This is a genomic window from Chryseobacterium gilvum (assembly GCF_025628965.1).
GTDB lineage: Bacteria > Bacteroidota > Bacteroidia > Flavobacteriales > Weeksellaceae > Chryseobacterium > Chryseobacterium gilvum.
Genome location: NZ_JAOTEN010000003.1, coordinates 21612 through 39393, shown reverse-complemented (window position 1 = coordinate 39393; position 17782 = coordinate 21612). Strand labels below are relative to the sequence as shown.

Sequence of the window (17782 nt, the reverse complement as noted above, 5' to 3'; positions counted from 1 at the left end):
ATTAAAACTATGACAAGGACTAAAATAGATTATGGTATCGACTTAGGTACAACAAATTCGGCTATTTCCAGAATAGAAAATGGAGAAGCTACCATTAAAAAAACCGATACATTAAAAGATACTATTCCATCTTGTGTTTATATAAACAAGAAAAAGGCAATTCAAGTCGGAGATAGTGCTTACAACGCATTGGGACGAGAGAAACTTTTTGCGATGCAAAGTTGGTCAAGAGAAGGCGACAATTCTTTCATAGAGTTCAAAAGAACAATGGGAACAGATAAAAAATACATCACTTCCAATTTAGGAAAAGAGTTTAATTCAGAAGAACTATCTGCCGAAGTTTTAAAAACCTTAAAGTCTTTTATTAAAGATGAAAATGTAAATGCCGTTGTCATTACTGTTCCTGCTGCATTTGGTAATAATCAAAAAGAAGCTACCAGAGAAGCTGCGAAGTTGGCTGGTTTTAACCATATAGAATTGTTGCAAGAACCAGTTGCTGCTGCAATGGCTTATGGTTTAGACAGCAAAAAGAAAGACGGCTTTTGGTTGGTTTTCGATTTTGGTGGCGGAACTTTTGATGCCGCTATCCTCAAAGTAGAAGATGGCATTATGAACGTAGTTGATACAGAGGGAGATAATTATCTTGGCGGGAAAAATCTGGATTTAGCAATTGTGGATGAAATCATCCTGCCTTATATCAAAGAAAATTATGAGATAAATTCCATATTAGCAGATGACAACAAAAAACAAATTTTGCGTGATGCAATGAAGTTGTTTGCTGAAACTGCTAAAATTGAAATGTCTTTTAAAGATGAAGCAAATATATTATCTGATTTAGGAGTTATTAAAGGAGAAGATGATAATGGAGAAGAGTTTGAATTAGATATTACGGTTACCCAAAGTGATATGGAAAGAGCTTTAGGTCCAATTTTCCAGAAAGCCATTGATATTTGTAAAAAACTTTTAGAACGTAAAAATTTAAAAGGTTCGTCTTTGGATTCACTAATTTTAGTTGGAGGACCAACATTCTCGCCAGTTGTCAGAAAAATGCTCGAGCAGCAAATCTGTAAGCCCGACACAAGTGTTGACCCAATGACGGTTGTATCTAAAGGTGCAGCTTTATACGCTTCAACTGTTGAAATTTCAGATCAAATAAAAGAACAAACGAGAGATAAATCGAAAATTCAAATCGAAATCGGTCACGAAGCATCAACCGTGGAATTGGAGGAATTCGTTACATTAAAAATTCTAACCGATAAAACCGAAGGAACAATTCCCGAAAAAGTGCTTGCAGAAATAACCAGAAGCGATAAAGCTTGGTCAAGTGGAAAAGTTGAAATCAATGAAATTGGAGAAGTAATTGAAACCCAATTAATAGAGGGCAAAACCAATAGTTTTGAAATTATCTTATTTGATGATAAAGGAAATGTTTTAGAAAGTGAACCCAAAGAATTTACCGTAATTCAAGGTTCTAAAATTGGTAGCGCAACACTAGCTTATAATTTTGGAATTGAAATTAAGAAAAGAGAATCTGGTAAAATTGTTTTTGAAACTTTAAAAAATCTGGAGAAAAACAAGTCGATTCCAGCGGTTGGGACAAGAAATGGATTAAGAACTCAGAAACAAATCCGTCCAGGAATGGAATCTGATTTTATTAAAATCCCAATTTACGAAGGAGAACACGAAGCAGAAGGAACAAGAGCTATTCATAATAATCACGTTACTGACATCATCATAAGCGGAGCAGAATTACCTGCATTGCTTCCCCAAAATAGCGATGTAGATTTGACTGTAAATGTAGATAGATCAGAACAAATTACGGTTACAGTGTATTTTCCATACTTAGATTTTTCTTATGAAGCTAATGTTGAAAGAACAATCTCAACAATTAGTACAAGCTGGCTATCCAACGAAATCCGTAAAGCAAAAGGAAGCATCGAAGAATTAAAAGACGAAGGTGTCAGCACTGACAAAGTTCAAAAAGCTGAAACTGAAATTGCTGACTTAGAAAAGAAGTTTGAAAACAACAAAAACGATGTTGACAGCAAACAAGAAGTTCTTACGAACCTTAGAAAAACGCTTAAAACTATTGATGAATTAAGTGAAACTACAGAATGGCCAAAATTAGAAGAAGAATTAAAAGATGAATTTTATAGATTAGAGAAAGCCAATAAAGACTTTGGAAATGAAGACTCAACACAAGTCGTAAATCAATTGAAAAACCAGTTAGAAGAGGTTTTGAAAACGCAGGATATTAAAATTGGTAAACATTTATTTTCTGAAATAAGTTCTTTGTTTGTACAGCTTACTTTGGTTTATCAACTTATTAATTTCATTAGACAACACAATCAAAATTTTGGTTCTTACCATTGGAAAGACAGCAACAGAGCAAGACAATTGCTAAATGAAGGTTTGCAACAAATCGGGGAAAATCCAACTACAAAGGATTTACACCCTATAGTTATTGACTTAATCAATTTATTGCCAAACGATGAAAAACCAAGTGGAGATGATTCTGTTTTGGTAGGATAAAAAATAAACTAAAAATTATGAAATTCATATTAAAAATAATTCTATCAGTCAGTTTTATGTTTCTAGTGACTACAGAAATAAGTGGACAACAAGCCAGCCTGACGATTGAAAATAATTCACAACGTACTATGACGGTCAAAGTAATGAAAGGCGCAGGAAAAGGGAAACTACATAAAGTAGTTACTATTAGTTCTTATGGAGCCGACACTATATACTTCTCCGAAAGTGGTCAATACTTTACCAAAACGAAAGGTGTGCTAAAAGGAAGAAATCCGGTTTTTTAAAAAGGAAAATCATTCGCTGTCACAAATGATGAAACAGGCTATTCTGTAATGACTTTAACTTTTAGCATCACAGAGTCTGCAATACCACAAGTAACAGGGGGAAAACAAATTTCTAAAACGGAATTTGACCAAAATTAGAGATAGTGGAAAAAATCATAAAAATTGGCTTAGCTGTTTTAATGTTTGGGTGCCTTCTGGATGTGCCTTATGGTTATTATCAACTGGTGCGTTTTATAGCGTTAATTGGTTTTGGCGTGTTGGCTTATCAAGCTAATCAACAATGTAGGCAAAATGAAATGTTTATCTGTGGTGCATTAGCATTGCTTTTTCAACCATTTTTCAAAATTGCTTTGGGTAGAGAACTATGGAATATTGTTGATGTGATTGTGGGAATTGGTTTGTTGCTGAGTTTATTGAAAAAAGGAAAATATGAGTAAATCCATACTAACAAAAGGTCAAATCGTTGACGACAAATATTCGGTTAGCTTCTTTCTGAAAAAAGGAAACTATGCCGAAACATATCGTGTACAAAATGCAGCGAAACAAACCAAACTTCTGAAACTTTTTGACTTCGCAAAACTGCATCGTACACAGTTTACAGAAAGTGGTGAAATTTTGGAAATCGAAATGCTAAAACAAATTAAGCATTCAAATTTGGTAAAGTACACCGATAATGGAAATATAGTAATTGACAACCAAAAATTGGCTTATGTGTTGTTGGATTTTATAAGTGGCGAGACTTTAGCGGATAAAATGAAACGTGAAAACACGTTGGATTTATATGAAGCAAAAAGTATTGTTTTGAGTGTTTTAAATGGTTTGAATTATCTACACAACAAACAAATCATTCACAACGACATTACCAACCAAAATGTAATGTTAGATTTATCAGGCAAAGTTACCATTCCAAAAATTATAGATTTTGGATATGCTCGTTTTTTAAAACAATCCAACAAAGATTTTCTGAAAGACGGTTTAAATTTATTCTACACAGCAAACGAAACTTTTAATAAAGTCTTTTCATTCCAAAGCGATATTTATTCTGTTGGTGCATTGTATTATCATTTACTGACAGGTTTACCACCTTATTTTATTGAAATTTCAAAATACAAATCCGATAAAATACAATTAGAAGATGTCATTTTAGACGAAAGAAAAAAACCTTTAAAGTTTTCTGATAAGATAGACGAGCAAACACAAAACATCATCCGAAAAGCATTACAGCCAAAAGCAGAAAACCGTTTTAAATCTGTAAAAGAATTTATCCAAACATTGAACGGAGAATTAGAAGTTGAACTTTCAATTCCAGAAGAAAAGGTTGCCAAAATTCAATCCAAAGAAAATAAAAAAGGAAAAGGTTTTTCAGCCATTGCAGGAATGCAAGAATTAAAAAACACCATTAAGTTAGATGTTATCGATGCTTTAAATCAAAAAGAACGGTATGCAGAATATGGTTTAACAATTCCAAATGGAATGCTGTTGTATGGTCCGCCAGGTTGCGGGAAGACATTTTTTGCAGAGAAAATGGCGGAAGAAATTGGTTTCAATTTTTACCAAATCAAACCGTCAGATATTCAAAGTAAGTGGGTGAATGCTTCACAGGAAAATATCAAAAATTTGTTTGATGAAGCAAGAGAAAATGCACCAAGTATAATTTTCATCGACGAATTAGATGCACTTGTTCCGAGCAGAGACACTTCCAATATTAGTCATATGAATACTAGTGCAGTTAATGAATTTTTAGCACAGATGAATAACTCTGGAGAAGACGGAATTTTTATTGTTGGTGCAACGAACAGACCCAATGCTATTGACCCTGCAATTTTGCGTTCTGGAAGATTAGATAAGCATATTTATTTGCCACCGCCTGACTTTGATGCTCGAAAATTGATGTTTGAATTGTATTTAAAAAAACGTCCGACAGAAATCGGTTTGAATTACGAAGAATTAGCCAAAGCAACCGAAAACTATGTTTCAAGCGACATTAAATTTTTGAGTGACGAAGCTTCACGAAAAGCATTGAAAGATAATGTAAGAATTACGCAAGCGATAGTTTTGGACACTATAAAAAATAATAAACCATCAGTTTCTTTGCAGGAATTGAATAATTATTTAGTAATTAAGGCTAAAATGGAAGGGGAACAAAGAGATATTGATGACTTACCAAGAATAGGATTTAGGTCGTAATATTTCATTAAAGCAAAAAAAATTAAATACTATTAAAAAAAGCAAAAAATTCATCTTAAATCAACTTTAAACTAGAGAATTTCAGAAAAACTGGAGCGATGATTTTTAATCTTGAAGAACATGAATTATGTGAAAACTTAATTCGTGCTGAAAAATCACTAATTAAATCTCCCAAGATAAAGTTTGAAAGAACTTTATCTTGGAGAAAACAATGTTTTAAAAGTATTTCTGGTATAATTAAGATATTTTTTTGTTTAAATTTAACACCAAATGTTAATCAAACAACATCTAATGAAAATTAACAGATTAAAAGTCGTCCTCGCTGAGAAAGAAAAAACCAATAAATGGTTGGCGGAAAAGTTGGGCAAAAGCGATGTTACGGTTTCTCGTTGGGTAACGAATGAAATTCAGCCTTCAATGGAAACTTTCTTAGAGATAGCCAAACTTTTGGACATAGATGTAAAGGATTTAATTAACTCAAGTAAGGAAATTTAAATATGACAATGAACTTTACTCCCGGACAAAGAATTACCAATCGTGATGAAGATTTTATCATCAATGATGCCCTCGAAAACAACGGCAAATGGATTTTAAAAGTAGAAGGTATTTCAGAATTAGTAAAAAGCAAAAGATATATTTTTGACACCAATATAGACACGCAAATTCGCGTTTTAGACCCAAAGAAAACGCAACTGGTTGCTGATATAGACTATGGTTACAGAAAAACAAAATTATTTGTAGAAAATCAAATTCGCAATTCATCCATATACAGTAAACAAATTACAGTTGCTCAAAAAGCAGCTTTCAATTTGTCGGAATATCAATTAGAACCTACCCTAAAAGCATTCGAATTGCCAAGACCTAGAATTCTAATCGCTGATGGCGTTGGTTTGGGTAAAACAGTGGAAGTAGGTATTTTTCTTGCAGAAATGATTAAGCGTGGTAAAGGAAAACGTATTATGGTGTTGGCTTTAAAATCTATTTTATCACAATTTCAACAGGAGATTTGGAATCGTTTTGCCATTCCATTGGTGAGGTTAGACTCTGAAGGGATTTCTAAAATTAAATCAGAATTACCAGCCAATAAAAATCCATTTGATTATTACGACAAAACAATAGTTTCCATTGATACGCTGAAAAATAACGCTAAATTTCAGCATTATATAGAGAAAACAAAATGGGATATAATAGTGATAGACGAATGCCACACTGTAGCTAATTCCAGCTCTTTGCGGGGCGGTTTAGCTCAATTGCTAAGCAGTAAGTGCGAATCTTTGGTACTTACTTCTGCAACGCCGCACAATGGTAAAAAGCAAAATTTCGCTAATCTGATTAACATGATAGAGCCTTTAGCAATTAAGGATGAGCAAAATTACACCAAAGATGATATTCTTCCATATTATGTACGCCGTTTCAAAAATGATATTGATGACGCAGCAGTTCGTTCTAATTTTCAGGAAAGAAAAATTGTTTCTATTCATGCAGAATTAACGCAAGCAGAAAATGAGTTCTTAGAAATTCAACAAAAAATAAAATTTGCAGCATTACAAGGCTTAAATCAAGAAGATGTTATCGAAAATTTGTTCGGCAGAAAAACCAAACACGGCAAGAAAAAAGATTTATTATTTGCCATAGGCTTGTTCAAATCTTATATGTCTTCGCCTGAGGCAGCTTTGAGTTCGGTAGGAAATAGAATTAAGAAACTAGAAGATATTACCGACAGAGAAGAAATTGCAGAGCAAAATCTGGAAGTGCTGGAAAATTTGCAAGATAAATTACAAATCATTATTAAAGTTGGACAAGATGGGAAGTACACGGCTTTTAGAGACGAATTGATTCGCCTAAAATGGAGCGGAAGAAAAAAAGATTTCCGCATCGTTGTTTTTGCTGAGCGTATAGAAACTTTGAAAGCCCTCAAAAGAAAACTGCAGCAAGATTTTGACTTGGATGACAAAGCGATTGCAGATTTTAACGGTTCGCTTACCGATATGGAGCAACAGCGAATTATTGAAGATTTCGGAAAGGAAGATTCAGATTGTCGCATTTTATTGACTTCCGATGCCGGTTCTCAAGGGGTCAACTTGCATTATTACTGTAATCACATGTTCAACTACGATATTCCCTGGTCGTTGATTACTTTGGAACAGCGAAATGGACGTATAGACCGTTATGGACAAACCAAGACGCCTTATATTCATTACATGATTGCAAAATCAGATTTGGATGGATTAAAGGATGATTTATACATTGTAAACAAACTGAAAGAAAAAGAAGAAACTGTGTATCAATCCTTGGGAGATGCGGCATCTGTTTACAAATTGTACGACTCTAATGCCGAAGAAGATTTGGTAACAAAAGCTTTGGCTGCAAATCAACCCGATATTTTAAATGACGCTGCAACGCAAGAACTGAGCGATGAGCTTTTTGATGCATTGTTTGATGATGCAACACCCAAACTGCAACACTTAAATCCCATCGCTGCAAATGTATCTTTCTTCGAAAATGACAAGGCTTATTATCAAGCTTTGGTAGAGCAATTAAAAACCGACCGCTACCTGAAAAATGATGATGCCCAGTTTGAAGGCAATATTTTGGAAGTAAAACAAACCAAAGAACTCAATCGTATTTTGTATGATATTCCGGCTGAGGCAAAACCCGATAAAATGGGTGGTGTTTATCAGCTTTCTTTGGATAAAGACGATGTGCAAAAAGCCATTACCGAAGCCAGAAAGAAAAAAGGTGAATGGGCGAAATTTCAAATATTATATGAGTTGCATCCCGTTGTTCGATATTTGATGACGCAGTTGGAAGCCTCTGTGGACAAAGATGTAGCCTTGGTTTCTAAAATAGATAAATTACCAATTGATACAGCGTATTTTCTTATTCAAGGTACTGTTGCAAACAATTTGGGGCAATCTATTCTCTCCGATTTTTTTGTGGTGCCCATGGGCATCAACGGTGGATTAAAAGAAAAACCTTTGCCTTTTGAAGATTTTTTAGCGAAACATAAACTGCAGGAAAACTTATACACCTTAGATATTCCTACTTCGGATATAGCACTAATTCAGGAAATATTGCCCGATGCCATTGATTTTGCCCGTCAGCTGCACATGGTTCGTGAGCAAGATAAACTGCAATATGAGATGGAGAAAAAAATGGCGGTTTATCAAGAAAAACTCAATAACTGGCAAGCAAGCAAACAACAACAAATGCAGTTAGATTTTGCAGATAAAAATATCACTGGTTCTGTAAAAAAAAGAATGAAGGACAAAGAATACGATATCGAAACGATTCTCAACAATTCCAGCCAGTATTTTAAAGACCTAACCAGTCTCAATGGCAATCCTTACCTGAAAGTGGTGGCTGTTTTTTATAATAAATAGAGATTAAACAATGATTCATTTCCTTCATAATATCGGCGATTTTTTTGCTTCCAATTATTTTGATGAAAACTTTACTAAAAAGGTCATCGAAAAATCGGGATATAGTGCTGATGCCATTAAGCAACTTAACCAACAAATCAATCAGCTAAAACCAGAGTATTTCAAACTCAAACAAAGGTTTATAGAAAATCATTTGCGGGTAAAAGATAAAATCAATCTCTCGCACGCTTTTCACACCAAGGTGTTGAAAGCTTTGGGTTTTGATGCCGAAAACACCAATTACCACGAGCTTTTAACCATCAGCGAAAAATCGGTATTGCCGGTTCGCCATATTTTGTACCGGGGCACACAACCACACCTTATGGTGATGGAAATGCACGCCATGATTAAAACCAAGGATGAAGAAGAACCTGATGGGCTTTTTCAGCAGAGTTATAATACTGATAAGGACGAGAATCCTCAATCAACAAAAGAACAAAAATACCACCGCTCACAATGGGCAGATATTTTCACGGTAGAAGAAGGTTCCAGCATTTCGCCAATGATTATTAATCAGGCGATAAACGAACTTTTTTTGCTTCCAACTCATCGACGTCCGCATTATGTGCTGCTTTGTGCGGGCAACCAATATTTTTTGTTGGAAGCAGACAAATGGTTCCGTGGTTCCTATTTGCAACTTGATTTGGAAGCTTTGTTTGATGATGCCGCCATAACAAAAGATTATTACAGCTTATTTTATTTGCTTTTAGGGAAAGACCTTTTAGCACCCACTGCCGAAATGGTGCTGATGGAACAGCTGGATGAAGATTCGCACAAAGCTGCTTATGAAGTAACCAAAGATTTAAAAGAAGGTGTAATTCATGCCGTGGAAAGTTTAGCAAACGAAGCAGTGAAAGATTTGATGGCTCAAGGTGTGCAACACGCAGATATTGATGCCGCCAAGCTAAAAGACGATTGTTTAAATATGGTCTATCGTCTCTTGTTTCTGTTTTATGCAGAATCCCGGGAAGATTTAGATATTCTACCTTCTAATGATGAAGTGTATGAACGTGGCTATTCTTTGGAAATGCTTCGGGATTTGGAGCAAGTTCCGTTGGTAACAGAATCTAGCCTTAATGGTTATTTCTTTCATCAATCCTTGTTTCAGTTGTTTGATTTGCTTAATAATGGTTACCACGAAAACGAAGGCCAGAACAAAAGTTTCAAAATCCGCCATTTGGATTCGCCGATGTTTGATGCCAACCATTTGCATTATCTGCATCGGGTGAAGATTCGCAATCAGGTTTGGCAAGATGTGATTTGCGAATTGTCTTTATCTAAAAAACAAAACAAAAAAAATCGGGGTCGTATTTCCTACGCCAATTTGGGCATTAACCAATTGGGTTCGGTGTATGAAAGTTTGTTGGCGTTTCGTGGTTTTTTGGCAGAGACCGAATATATAGAAGTGCATCGCAAGCGTAAAGCAAACGAAAGCTCAGAAAAAGTAGTGAATACCGACGGTTCTTATTTGGTGCCTCGCCATCGTTTAGATGATTTTGACCTGAAAGAAATTTTTCATACCGAAAAAGCCGATGGTGAAGACGAACTAAAAGTTATTCCGACAGGAACCTTTATTTATAGATTGAGTGGTCGCGACCGCCAAAAATCGGCTTCGTATTACACGCCGGAAGTGCTCACACAAACCACCGTAAAATATACACTGAAACCTATTCTGGAACGTTTGGACAAAGGCGAAATACAAGCACTTGACCTTTTGCAACTCAAAATTTTGGAACCAGCAATGGGAGCCGCCGCTTTTCATAATGAGGTGATTAACCAGTTGGCACAAGCGTATCTCACCTATCGACAACAGGAACTGAAACAGCAAGTTGACCCCAACAAATACCAGGAAGAAATTCAAAAAATAAAAGCCTACATCGCCCTCAACAATGTGTATGGGGTCGATTTGAATCCTACTGCCATAGAACTGGGCAAACTTTCTTTATGGCTCAATGTGATTCATAAAGATATGCAAACACCTTTCTTTGGTTATCGTTTGGGTGTAGGAAATGCCGTGGTTGGCTCTTGGTTAAAGGTTTTTAAACACAAAGATTTTTCTTACGAACCTATCGGAAAAACCGGAAGCCGATTTGAGAAAAAAGAATGGTGGTTGCTAGCACCCAAACACTTGAAATTTGGGAAGGAAAAAATCATTAGAAAAGACGATGAAATTTACCATTTCCTTTTGCCTGATGCAGGAATGGCTTCTTCTGGAAACATCAAATTATTAAAAGACGCTTTCCCCGAAAAAGCAAAACGCATGAGCGATTGGCGACGTGATTTTTGTGCACCATTGCGGCAAGACGAGTTTCAGCGGGTGCAACGTTTATCAAAAGCCATCGATGCGTTGTTGTTGGCACATTACGATATTCAGAAAAATATTGGATTGATTACTGAAACCAATCCGCAGTATTTTGGAAACCCGAATGCGATAATGCAAATCGATTTTCAGTCTTATACTTTTGAACAAAAACAACAGTTTGCCCAAGAACGCCTAAAACCCAATGCACCGTATTACAAACTAAAATTAATGATGGACTATTGGTGCAGTCTATGGTTTTGGGATGTGCGCAATGCACAAGATTTGCCCACAAGAGATGAGTGGTACAATGATTTGGAGCAATTGCTAAACATTACTATTACAGAAAACACAATATTAGAAGCACCAGCAGACGAAACCGTTCGTGATTACCGAAAGGACAAAAAACAGCTGGAAAAACAATTGGCAGCAGCACTGAAACAATCTACTGCATCTTTGTTTACCAATGAGCGGGCTGAGCTTGTACAGCAATATGCCGGGCAATACAAGTTTTTCCATTATGAGCTGGAGTTTATAGAAGTTTTTAGAGAACGTAATGGTTTTGATGTAGCCGTGGGAAATCCACCATGGTTAAAGATTGCTTTTGAAGAAAAAGGTTTGATGAGTGAGATTTATCCCGAATTGGAAATTAGAAAAGTAACCGCACCTCACGTGAAAAAACTGCAAGCCGATTTTCTTAAAATTCCGCATCAGCAAAACCTTTATTTTGCCGAAAGCATAGAAAATGAATCTATTGTGACTTTTATGAGCGGATTTCAAAATTACGAATTATTGCAAGGTATGAAATCAAACTTGTATCTGTGTATATTGGAAAATGGATTTCATTGGATTTCTGGTAGTGGATTTCTGGGGTTGATCCATCCTGAAGGTCCTTATGATGATTCAAGTGGATATAAATTAAGAAAAGAAATTTACAAAAGATTAAAATTTCATTTTCAGTTTGTTAATGTGAAGAAACTGTTTCCAGAAATATTGCACTGGGTGACTTACGGTATAAATATTTATAGTGGAGCCAAAGATAGAGTATCATTTTTGACAATTAATAATCTTTTCCATCCATCAACTATTGAAGCAAGTTTGATTCATAGAGGCAATCAATTATGTGGAGGTCTGAAAATTAAAACGACAGATGACAAATATGATTGGAACATTAACGGACACAAAAACAGATTAATTCGTACAGACGAAGAAATTTTGAAATTATTCTCGAATACTTTTGAAAATCATGAGAATTGGGAAGGTGCTAAATTAGTAAGTATTCATGCTAAAGAAATTGTAGACGTCATAAGAAAAATTGGGTTGTTTCCAAAATCTTTACAAAACATTGACACAAAAATTTCGGTGTGTTGGGATGAAACAGCAGACGTAAATAATGGGAATATTAAGCGAGTAACACAATACCCCAATATAGATAACTTTGAAATGGTTTATTCTGGGCCACATATTTATGTTTCAAATCCGCTCTATAAAAGCCCAAAGAAAATATCCAACATTCACCATGATTTTAACACCATCAATTTATCAGATATAAATATTAATTATTTCGCAAGAACAAATTACATTCCGCAAAAATTAATGGCCGGATATGCAGATCTTCTAAAAGGTTTTCAGCATAAAGACGGCAGCTCAGATAGTTGGTTAAACTATTATAAGTTGGCATTCCGAGCGATGTTAAGTCAATCTGGAGAACGAACTTTAAATGGTGCTATAATTCCTCCTAAAACTTCACATATTAATGGAATCATAAGTGTTATTTTCAAAGAAGAAGAAGAACTGGTAGAATTTACTGGGCTGACGAGTTCATTGGTTTTTGATTTTTATATTAAAACATTGGGTTCTGCAAATTTGGCAAGTAGCAGAATCCAATCTTTACCTTTAGGAATAGAAAATAAATTTAAAACGGCATTGTTTGTCCGCACTTTGCAGCTCAATTGTCTTAACAAATATTACATACCACTGTGGGAAGAAAGTTTTCAAAAAGCTTTTGCAAAAGAGCAATGGTCTTTAGAGGATAATCGTTTAAAACCATTTAGTTCCTTAAGCCCCAAATGGACTTGGGAAACTCCACTTCGCAATTATTTTGAGCGCAGAATGGCTTTGGTAGAAATAGATGTCATTACCGCTTTGGCACTCAACCTCAGTGTAGAAGAATTGATTTTGATGTATAATATTCAGTTCCCCGTGTTGCAACAAAACGAAGACGATACTTGGTACGATACCAAAGGAAATATAGCGTTTACCTGCAGCAAAGGTTTAGTTGGTGTTGGTCTCGATCGTGCAGATTGGGACAAAATAAAAAATTTGCCCGCCGGCGAAACCTACGAGCACACCATCACCAAAAGCGAACTCTACCACGGCGAAAAAACCATCTACCACGCACCATTCACCAAATGCGACCGTGTGGAAGATTACAAACGAGCGTGGACGTTTTTTGAGGAGAAATTCAAAGCTAATTAATAACTAAAAACTATATGAATACTTTAAACAAACAAGGGATTGAAGAAGAAATAAAGACAAGAACAGAAACATATCGTAATGATCCGCCCATTTTACTTTCTGGATACAACCAAGAAAAACAAACTGTGCAAGATTACGAAGGGAGGCAATTATTAGAGTTGATGCAAAATGCTGATGATGCCAAAAGCGATATTTTAAGAATCGAACTTGATACAGCAAATTGCGTATTAAGTATTAAAAATAATGGAGATGCCTTCAGTTTAGAAGGTGTAAAATCTCTAATGTTTACGGGCAATTCTACAAAAAACAAAGAAGAATATATTGGTAATAAAGGATTAGGTTTTAGATCAATATTAAGCTGGGTAAATACAGTAAGTATTCACACCCAAACAGTAAGTTTTCGATTTTCTGAAAGTTATTCTCAAACATACTTTAAGCAGCATATTGCAGATTCTGAAAAAGTTATCCTCACAATCAACGCTGAAGTAAAGGCAAAAAAGTTGCGACCAGATGAAATACCAATTGCGGCACTGGCATTTCCAGAAATGATTGATAACGATAGTAACCAGGATGTGGTTACAAATATTGTGTTGAATGTTAAAAAAGAAGAGATAGGAGCAATTGAAAAGCAGATTGCAGAAATTACAGAAGAAATTTTATTATTCTTACCCAATATCAAACAATTGATAGTATTGATAGATGGTGTGGTGCAAATTGATTTACAAAAAAGAAAAGATGAAGAAAACCAAATCATCATCAACAATAGCCATTGGAATATTTATAGAAGCGGAAGCAGGACTTTCGATGATAACGCAAAGACGAGTAAGTTCAAGTATGCCATAGCATGGAAAGATGATATGTCTGTAGAAGGAAAATTTTACAACTATTTTCCTACTGATATTTACACGCAATTGCCCTGCATTATACATGCTACATTTGATTTGAACAGCAGTAGAAAGGAAATTAATGAAACAAATGCGAATAAATATATTTTGCATGAGATTGTTACCAGTTTGGGAGATATTGCTGATAAACGATTGAAGAAGAAAACAGCAGATTGGCAAGCTTATCAATTTTTAACAGCTGCCAACAATACAAAACGTAAGGTGCTGGAACTATTCTACGCTGAATTGATTAAAAATAGGGAAACAATAAGCGTCTATCCAACAGTAAATCAGGAATATTTGAAAAAGGAAGAAGTGATTTATCATGGCGAACAATTTTCGCAATGGGTGATTGATAACGGATATGGTGACGCTTTTAGAAAGTTAGGATTACCAATCGAAGAAAAAAAAATACATTTAAACAAACGATTTACTCCTCATGCATTTTATCATGCTGTATCGGAGATTAAAGAAATCTTAACTTTAAATCAAAGAGTGGCATTAATAGGAATATTAGCTATAAGAGAGCAATATCATTTCAAAGAATTACATGACTCCAATATGCTGTTGCCACTCCTTACCAATAAAGAAGAATTAGTAGTTTCGGAAAAAATAAAAGTCTTTACAAAAAATACAGAGGGTACAGAATTTATTTTTCCTGATTATATCAATGATGTAGAGTTTATTTCTGTTGAACTTTTTGACAGCATACGAAAAGAATTTAAGGATGAAATAACACAAGAACAAAGAGAAAATGAAAGTGGCGATGCAAGAGCTATAAAACGTTTGCTAGACCCAGTGGTAAATATTGGTTTGGATGATATAACAGGAGTTATACAACATATTATAAGCGAAACAAAGAAAATAATAGCTGTAGATGAAGATTCGGAAATAGTGCGACTTATGGTAATGTCTTTGTTCTCCATTTATAAAACCAATGAAGATAGAAAAGGAAATCTAAGTACTATTGAGAAAATCCCATTGCTTGCGAGGGATGGAAGTATTGTTCATTCTGAAGACCTCTATTTTGGTAAAGAATTTCCATGTGGAACGGATACAGAGTTCATATTTGAAAGCGTATTTGGTAATAATCAATATCTGGCATCGGCTGAAGCATATGGTTTGGATAATAATGGAGAAACCATCTCTAATTTTTTCACATGGTTGAATGTGAATCGGATGACGAAATACCAAACAATTTCAAAAAGCTTAGGTAGATGGGAAGCAGATGACTACAGCAATTTTATATTGTCATTACAAAAAGGTCAAAGAGATGATGTATATAAAACATATCAAGTTACAGATATCACAAAATTATTTGACATTTTACAAAACAACTATTTTTCGATAGAAAAATTAATTGTATGGATAGCAAAAGATGATTTTTTCTTAGAACAATTGAGGTGGATTAATAAAGATGAAATTTCCTTTGAATTTGGAAGGGACAAAAAATACATTGAACAAAAGCCCTCTTACATCCTACATACAATTTTAAAATCAGGAATAACTAAAAATATTTTTGGTTCTAATTCGATTGACGGAATTAGCTCATTCAAAAGCATAAATGTTGATGACGATTTTTTCAAATTACTAACTATTCCAGACTACAAAGTTCGAGAAATTTTGGACTTATTGTATATCAAAAGTTCTTTTAACAATCTAAAGCCAAATCAGGTATATTCAATTTTAAAGAATCAGCAAAATGATATTTCACAGAATAGCCAATCATTTTATAAACTCTTGCATGAGTATTTCAAAGAAAATGAAGAAACTCAATTAAAAGATTATGAAATAAATTTTGATGGCATAAATTATATCTCAAGAAAAGGTGGTTTAGGAAAGGATTATGAAACGAGACCAGTAGAAGAAGTATATTATTCTGATAATAAAATGCTTCCTCAACAGCTACTAAATCAGTATTGGTTTATCAATTTGCCCAAACGTACAGGCGAAAATAGAGTAGCGAAATTCTTTGGAGTAAAACTGATTAAGGATATTGTAAACAACATCCAGTTCGACATTGAACAAGAACACCCATTTAATAAAGAATTATCTAGTTATCTCACAAAGTTAAAACCGTATTTGCTCTGTTATCGGTTAGATATGTTGACAAAAGATAGCGATAAAAAGGATGCAGCTAAGAACTTAAAAAAACTGCAAATTCATCTCGTTAAAAAAGCAAATTATAGCGTTAACGATGAAATATTTCCATTTAAAGATTTTGATTTTATTCCGAAAGATAATGAGGTAATACTTCGTTACTCTACGGATGTTCAATTGGAAAACTTGCAGAGAGATCCGCTATTTTGCGACGTAATTGCAGAGATTATTTGTGTAACATTTAAAATAGCTGATCAAAATAAAACATTTAGAAGAATCTTTAAAGATGGGATTCAGGAAACGCTGCATATTTTGAAATCAGATGAAAAAGATGACTTAATAATATCAGCCCAACAATTGTTAGGCATAAGCCAACAAGAAACAGATTTTTGGAAAAAAGTTTTTCCAAATGAATTTTTTGATTATGATACAGATTCAGAAATGCAAATTGCAATAGAACAACTTGCTAAAAATACATTGCCGGAAGGTTATCACAAATTAGATTTTGAAAATTGGTCTCATTCAATTGCCATTGATTTTTTGAAATGGGTACAAGATTATTGTAATGTAAACATAAACGAACTTATTCATCCAAAAGCTATAGAGTCATGGCATCTTAATAATATTGATAACTTGATAAAAGATCATTTATCTCATATTGAGCAATTGCTTTGGAAACAAGCCAACGATAGTTCCGGCGATGAATTGAAAAAGACTTTTTATGAAAAAGCGCGTCAATTTGAAGATAGTAAACATGAAATTTATAGCTCTTTGCAATTGCATGAACAAGTATGTTTAAATAGTAATTATTTAGCTGCAATCAAACAACTTTCACTTGAAAAATTTATTGTGAATTTGGATGATGTTATGACAAACAAAATGCATATAAGTGCAAAATATGATTCTTTGATCAGCAAATATTCGTTTGGTGACAGCTTGGAAGACATGATTAAATTAATTAAAAATCAGGATCGTTATCTGTTCAGTTTGATGCATTTTGAAGGATTTGAAGAACAGGTTGAATCTGTTTGTGATACCTTCCAAGAAGAAAATTCAGAGAGTTTAAGTAATGAATTGGAAGATGATGAGGAGGATATCTTAGCTATTTTCGAAGGAACAACTGGCGCATCAGGCATCACGTTTTCTGCAACCAATAGCGGATCTAGTGGAGGCGGATCACATACATCGAAAGTAAATCGACAGAATGCGTCATCCGGAAAGAAGCAAGAAAATCGGGTTAAGAAATCTTTGGAAAAAAATGGTTATGTAGTCAATCATGTTTCAAAAAAAACCGATGGTAAACATTATGATTTTGAGTATAAAAAGGATGATGATGTGCAATGGCGTTTATTGGAAGTGAAAAAAGATTCCGGCGGATATTTTTTCTTAAGTAAAGACGAAAAAAACACAGCATTGTGTACAGAAAATGCTGATAAATATGATGTTGCAATTGTAAATGAAAATGGAATTTACATTATAAAAAGTTTATTTAACTTAGGTGACGAACGTTTTGAAAGTAATGATAAGTTTACTGTTGAAACAACGGAATACAAGATACATTATAAATTAAACGATAATGAAAACAAAGATTAAGAA

At 34.3% G+C, this 17782-nt stretch carries 8 protein-coding genes; all 8 read left to right on the top strand.

The genetic code is table 11. The features are described from left to right. Window positions 1-9: 9 nt before the first annotated feature. On the top strand, window positions 10-2532 hold the full coding sequence (locus N0B16_RS10365) for an Hsp70 family protein (RefSeq protein WP_262990828.1): 2523 nt from the start codon (window positions 10-12) through the stop codon (window positions 2530-2532). A 17-nt stretch (window positions 2533-2549) separates the two neighbouring features. After that, window positions 2550-2816 (top strand): hypothetical protein, encoded by a 267-nt coding sequence (locus tag N0B16_RS10360; protein ID WP_262990827.1) that lies wholly within the window; start codon window positions 2550-2552, stop codon window positions 2814-2816. A gap of 143 nt (window positions 2817-2959) precedes the next feature. Continuing rightward, a complete protein-coding gene (locus N0B16_RS10355; protein ID WP_262990825.1) occupies window positions 2960-3253 on the top strand; it encodes a DUF6804 family protein in 294 nt (97 codons plus the stop codon). Next, window positions 3246-5003, top strand: coding sequence for an AAA family ATPase (locus N0B16_RS10350; RefSeq protein WP_262990824.1), 1758 nt, complete (start codon window positions 3246-3248; stop codon window positions 5001-5003). The genes N0B16_RS10355 and N0B16_RS10350 overlap by 8 nt, the downstream gene beginning before the upstream one ends. 291 nt (window positions 5004-5294) lie before the next feature. After that, window positions 5295-5498: a helix-turn-helix transcriptional regulator gene (locus N0B16_RS10345; RefSeq protein WP_262990823.1), complete on the top strand. Its 204-nt coding sequence runs from the start codon at window positions 5295-5297 to the stop codon at window positions 5496-5498. 8 nt (window positions 5499-5506) lie between these two features. Further along, complete coding sequence (locus N0B16_RS10340) at window positions 5507-8386, top strand: helicase-related protein (protein WP_262990822.1); 2880 nt, start codon at window positions 5507-5509, stop codon at window positions 8384-8386. Window positions 8387-8396: 10 nt separating this feature from the next. Further along, window positions 8397-13202 (top strand): Eco57I restriction-modification methylase domain-containing protein, encoded by a 4806-nt coding sequence (locus N0B16_RS10335; protein ID WP_262990820.1) that lies wholly within the window; start codon window positions 8397-8399, stop codon window positions 13200-13202. Between the two features lie 14 nt (window positions 13203-13216). Further along, complete coding sequence (locus N0B16_RS10330; protein WP_262990819.1) at window positions 13217-17779, top strand: sacsin N-terminal ATP-binding-like domain-containing protein; 4563 nt, start codon at window positions 13217-13219, stop codon at window positions 17777-17779. Window positions 17780-17782 lie beyond the last annotated feature (3 nt).

Bases quoted from the DNA above. Each gene is read 5' to 3' on its own strand.
- N0B16_RS10365 (WP_262990828.1), top strand. From the start codon at position 10: ATGACAAGGACTAAAATAGATTATGGTATCGACTTAGGTACAACAAAT.
- N0B16_RS10360 (WP_262990827.1), top strand. From the start codon at position 2,550: ATGAAATTCATATTAAAAATAATTCTATCAGTCAGTTTTATGTTTCTA.
- N0B16_RS10350 (WP_262990824.1), top strand. From the start codon at position 3,246: ATGAGTAAATCCATACTAACAAAAGGTCAAATCGTTGACGACAAATAT.
- N0B16_RS10345 (WP_262990823.1), top strand. From the start codon at position 5,295: ATGAAAATTAACAGATTAAAAGTCGTCCTCGCTGAGAAAGAAAAAACC.
- N0B16_RS10340 (WP_262990822.1), top strand. From the start codon at position 5,507: ATGAACTTTACTCCCGGACAAAGAATTACCAATCGTGATGAAGATTTT.
- N0B16_RS10335 (WP_262990820.1), top strand. From the start codon at position 8,397: ATGATTCATTTCCTTCATAATATCGGCGATTTTTTTGCTTCCAATTAT.
- N0B16_RS10330 (WP_262990819.1), top strand. From the start codon at position 13,217: ATGAATACTTTAAACAAACAAGGGATTGAAGAAGAAATAAAGACAAGA.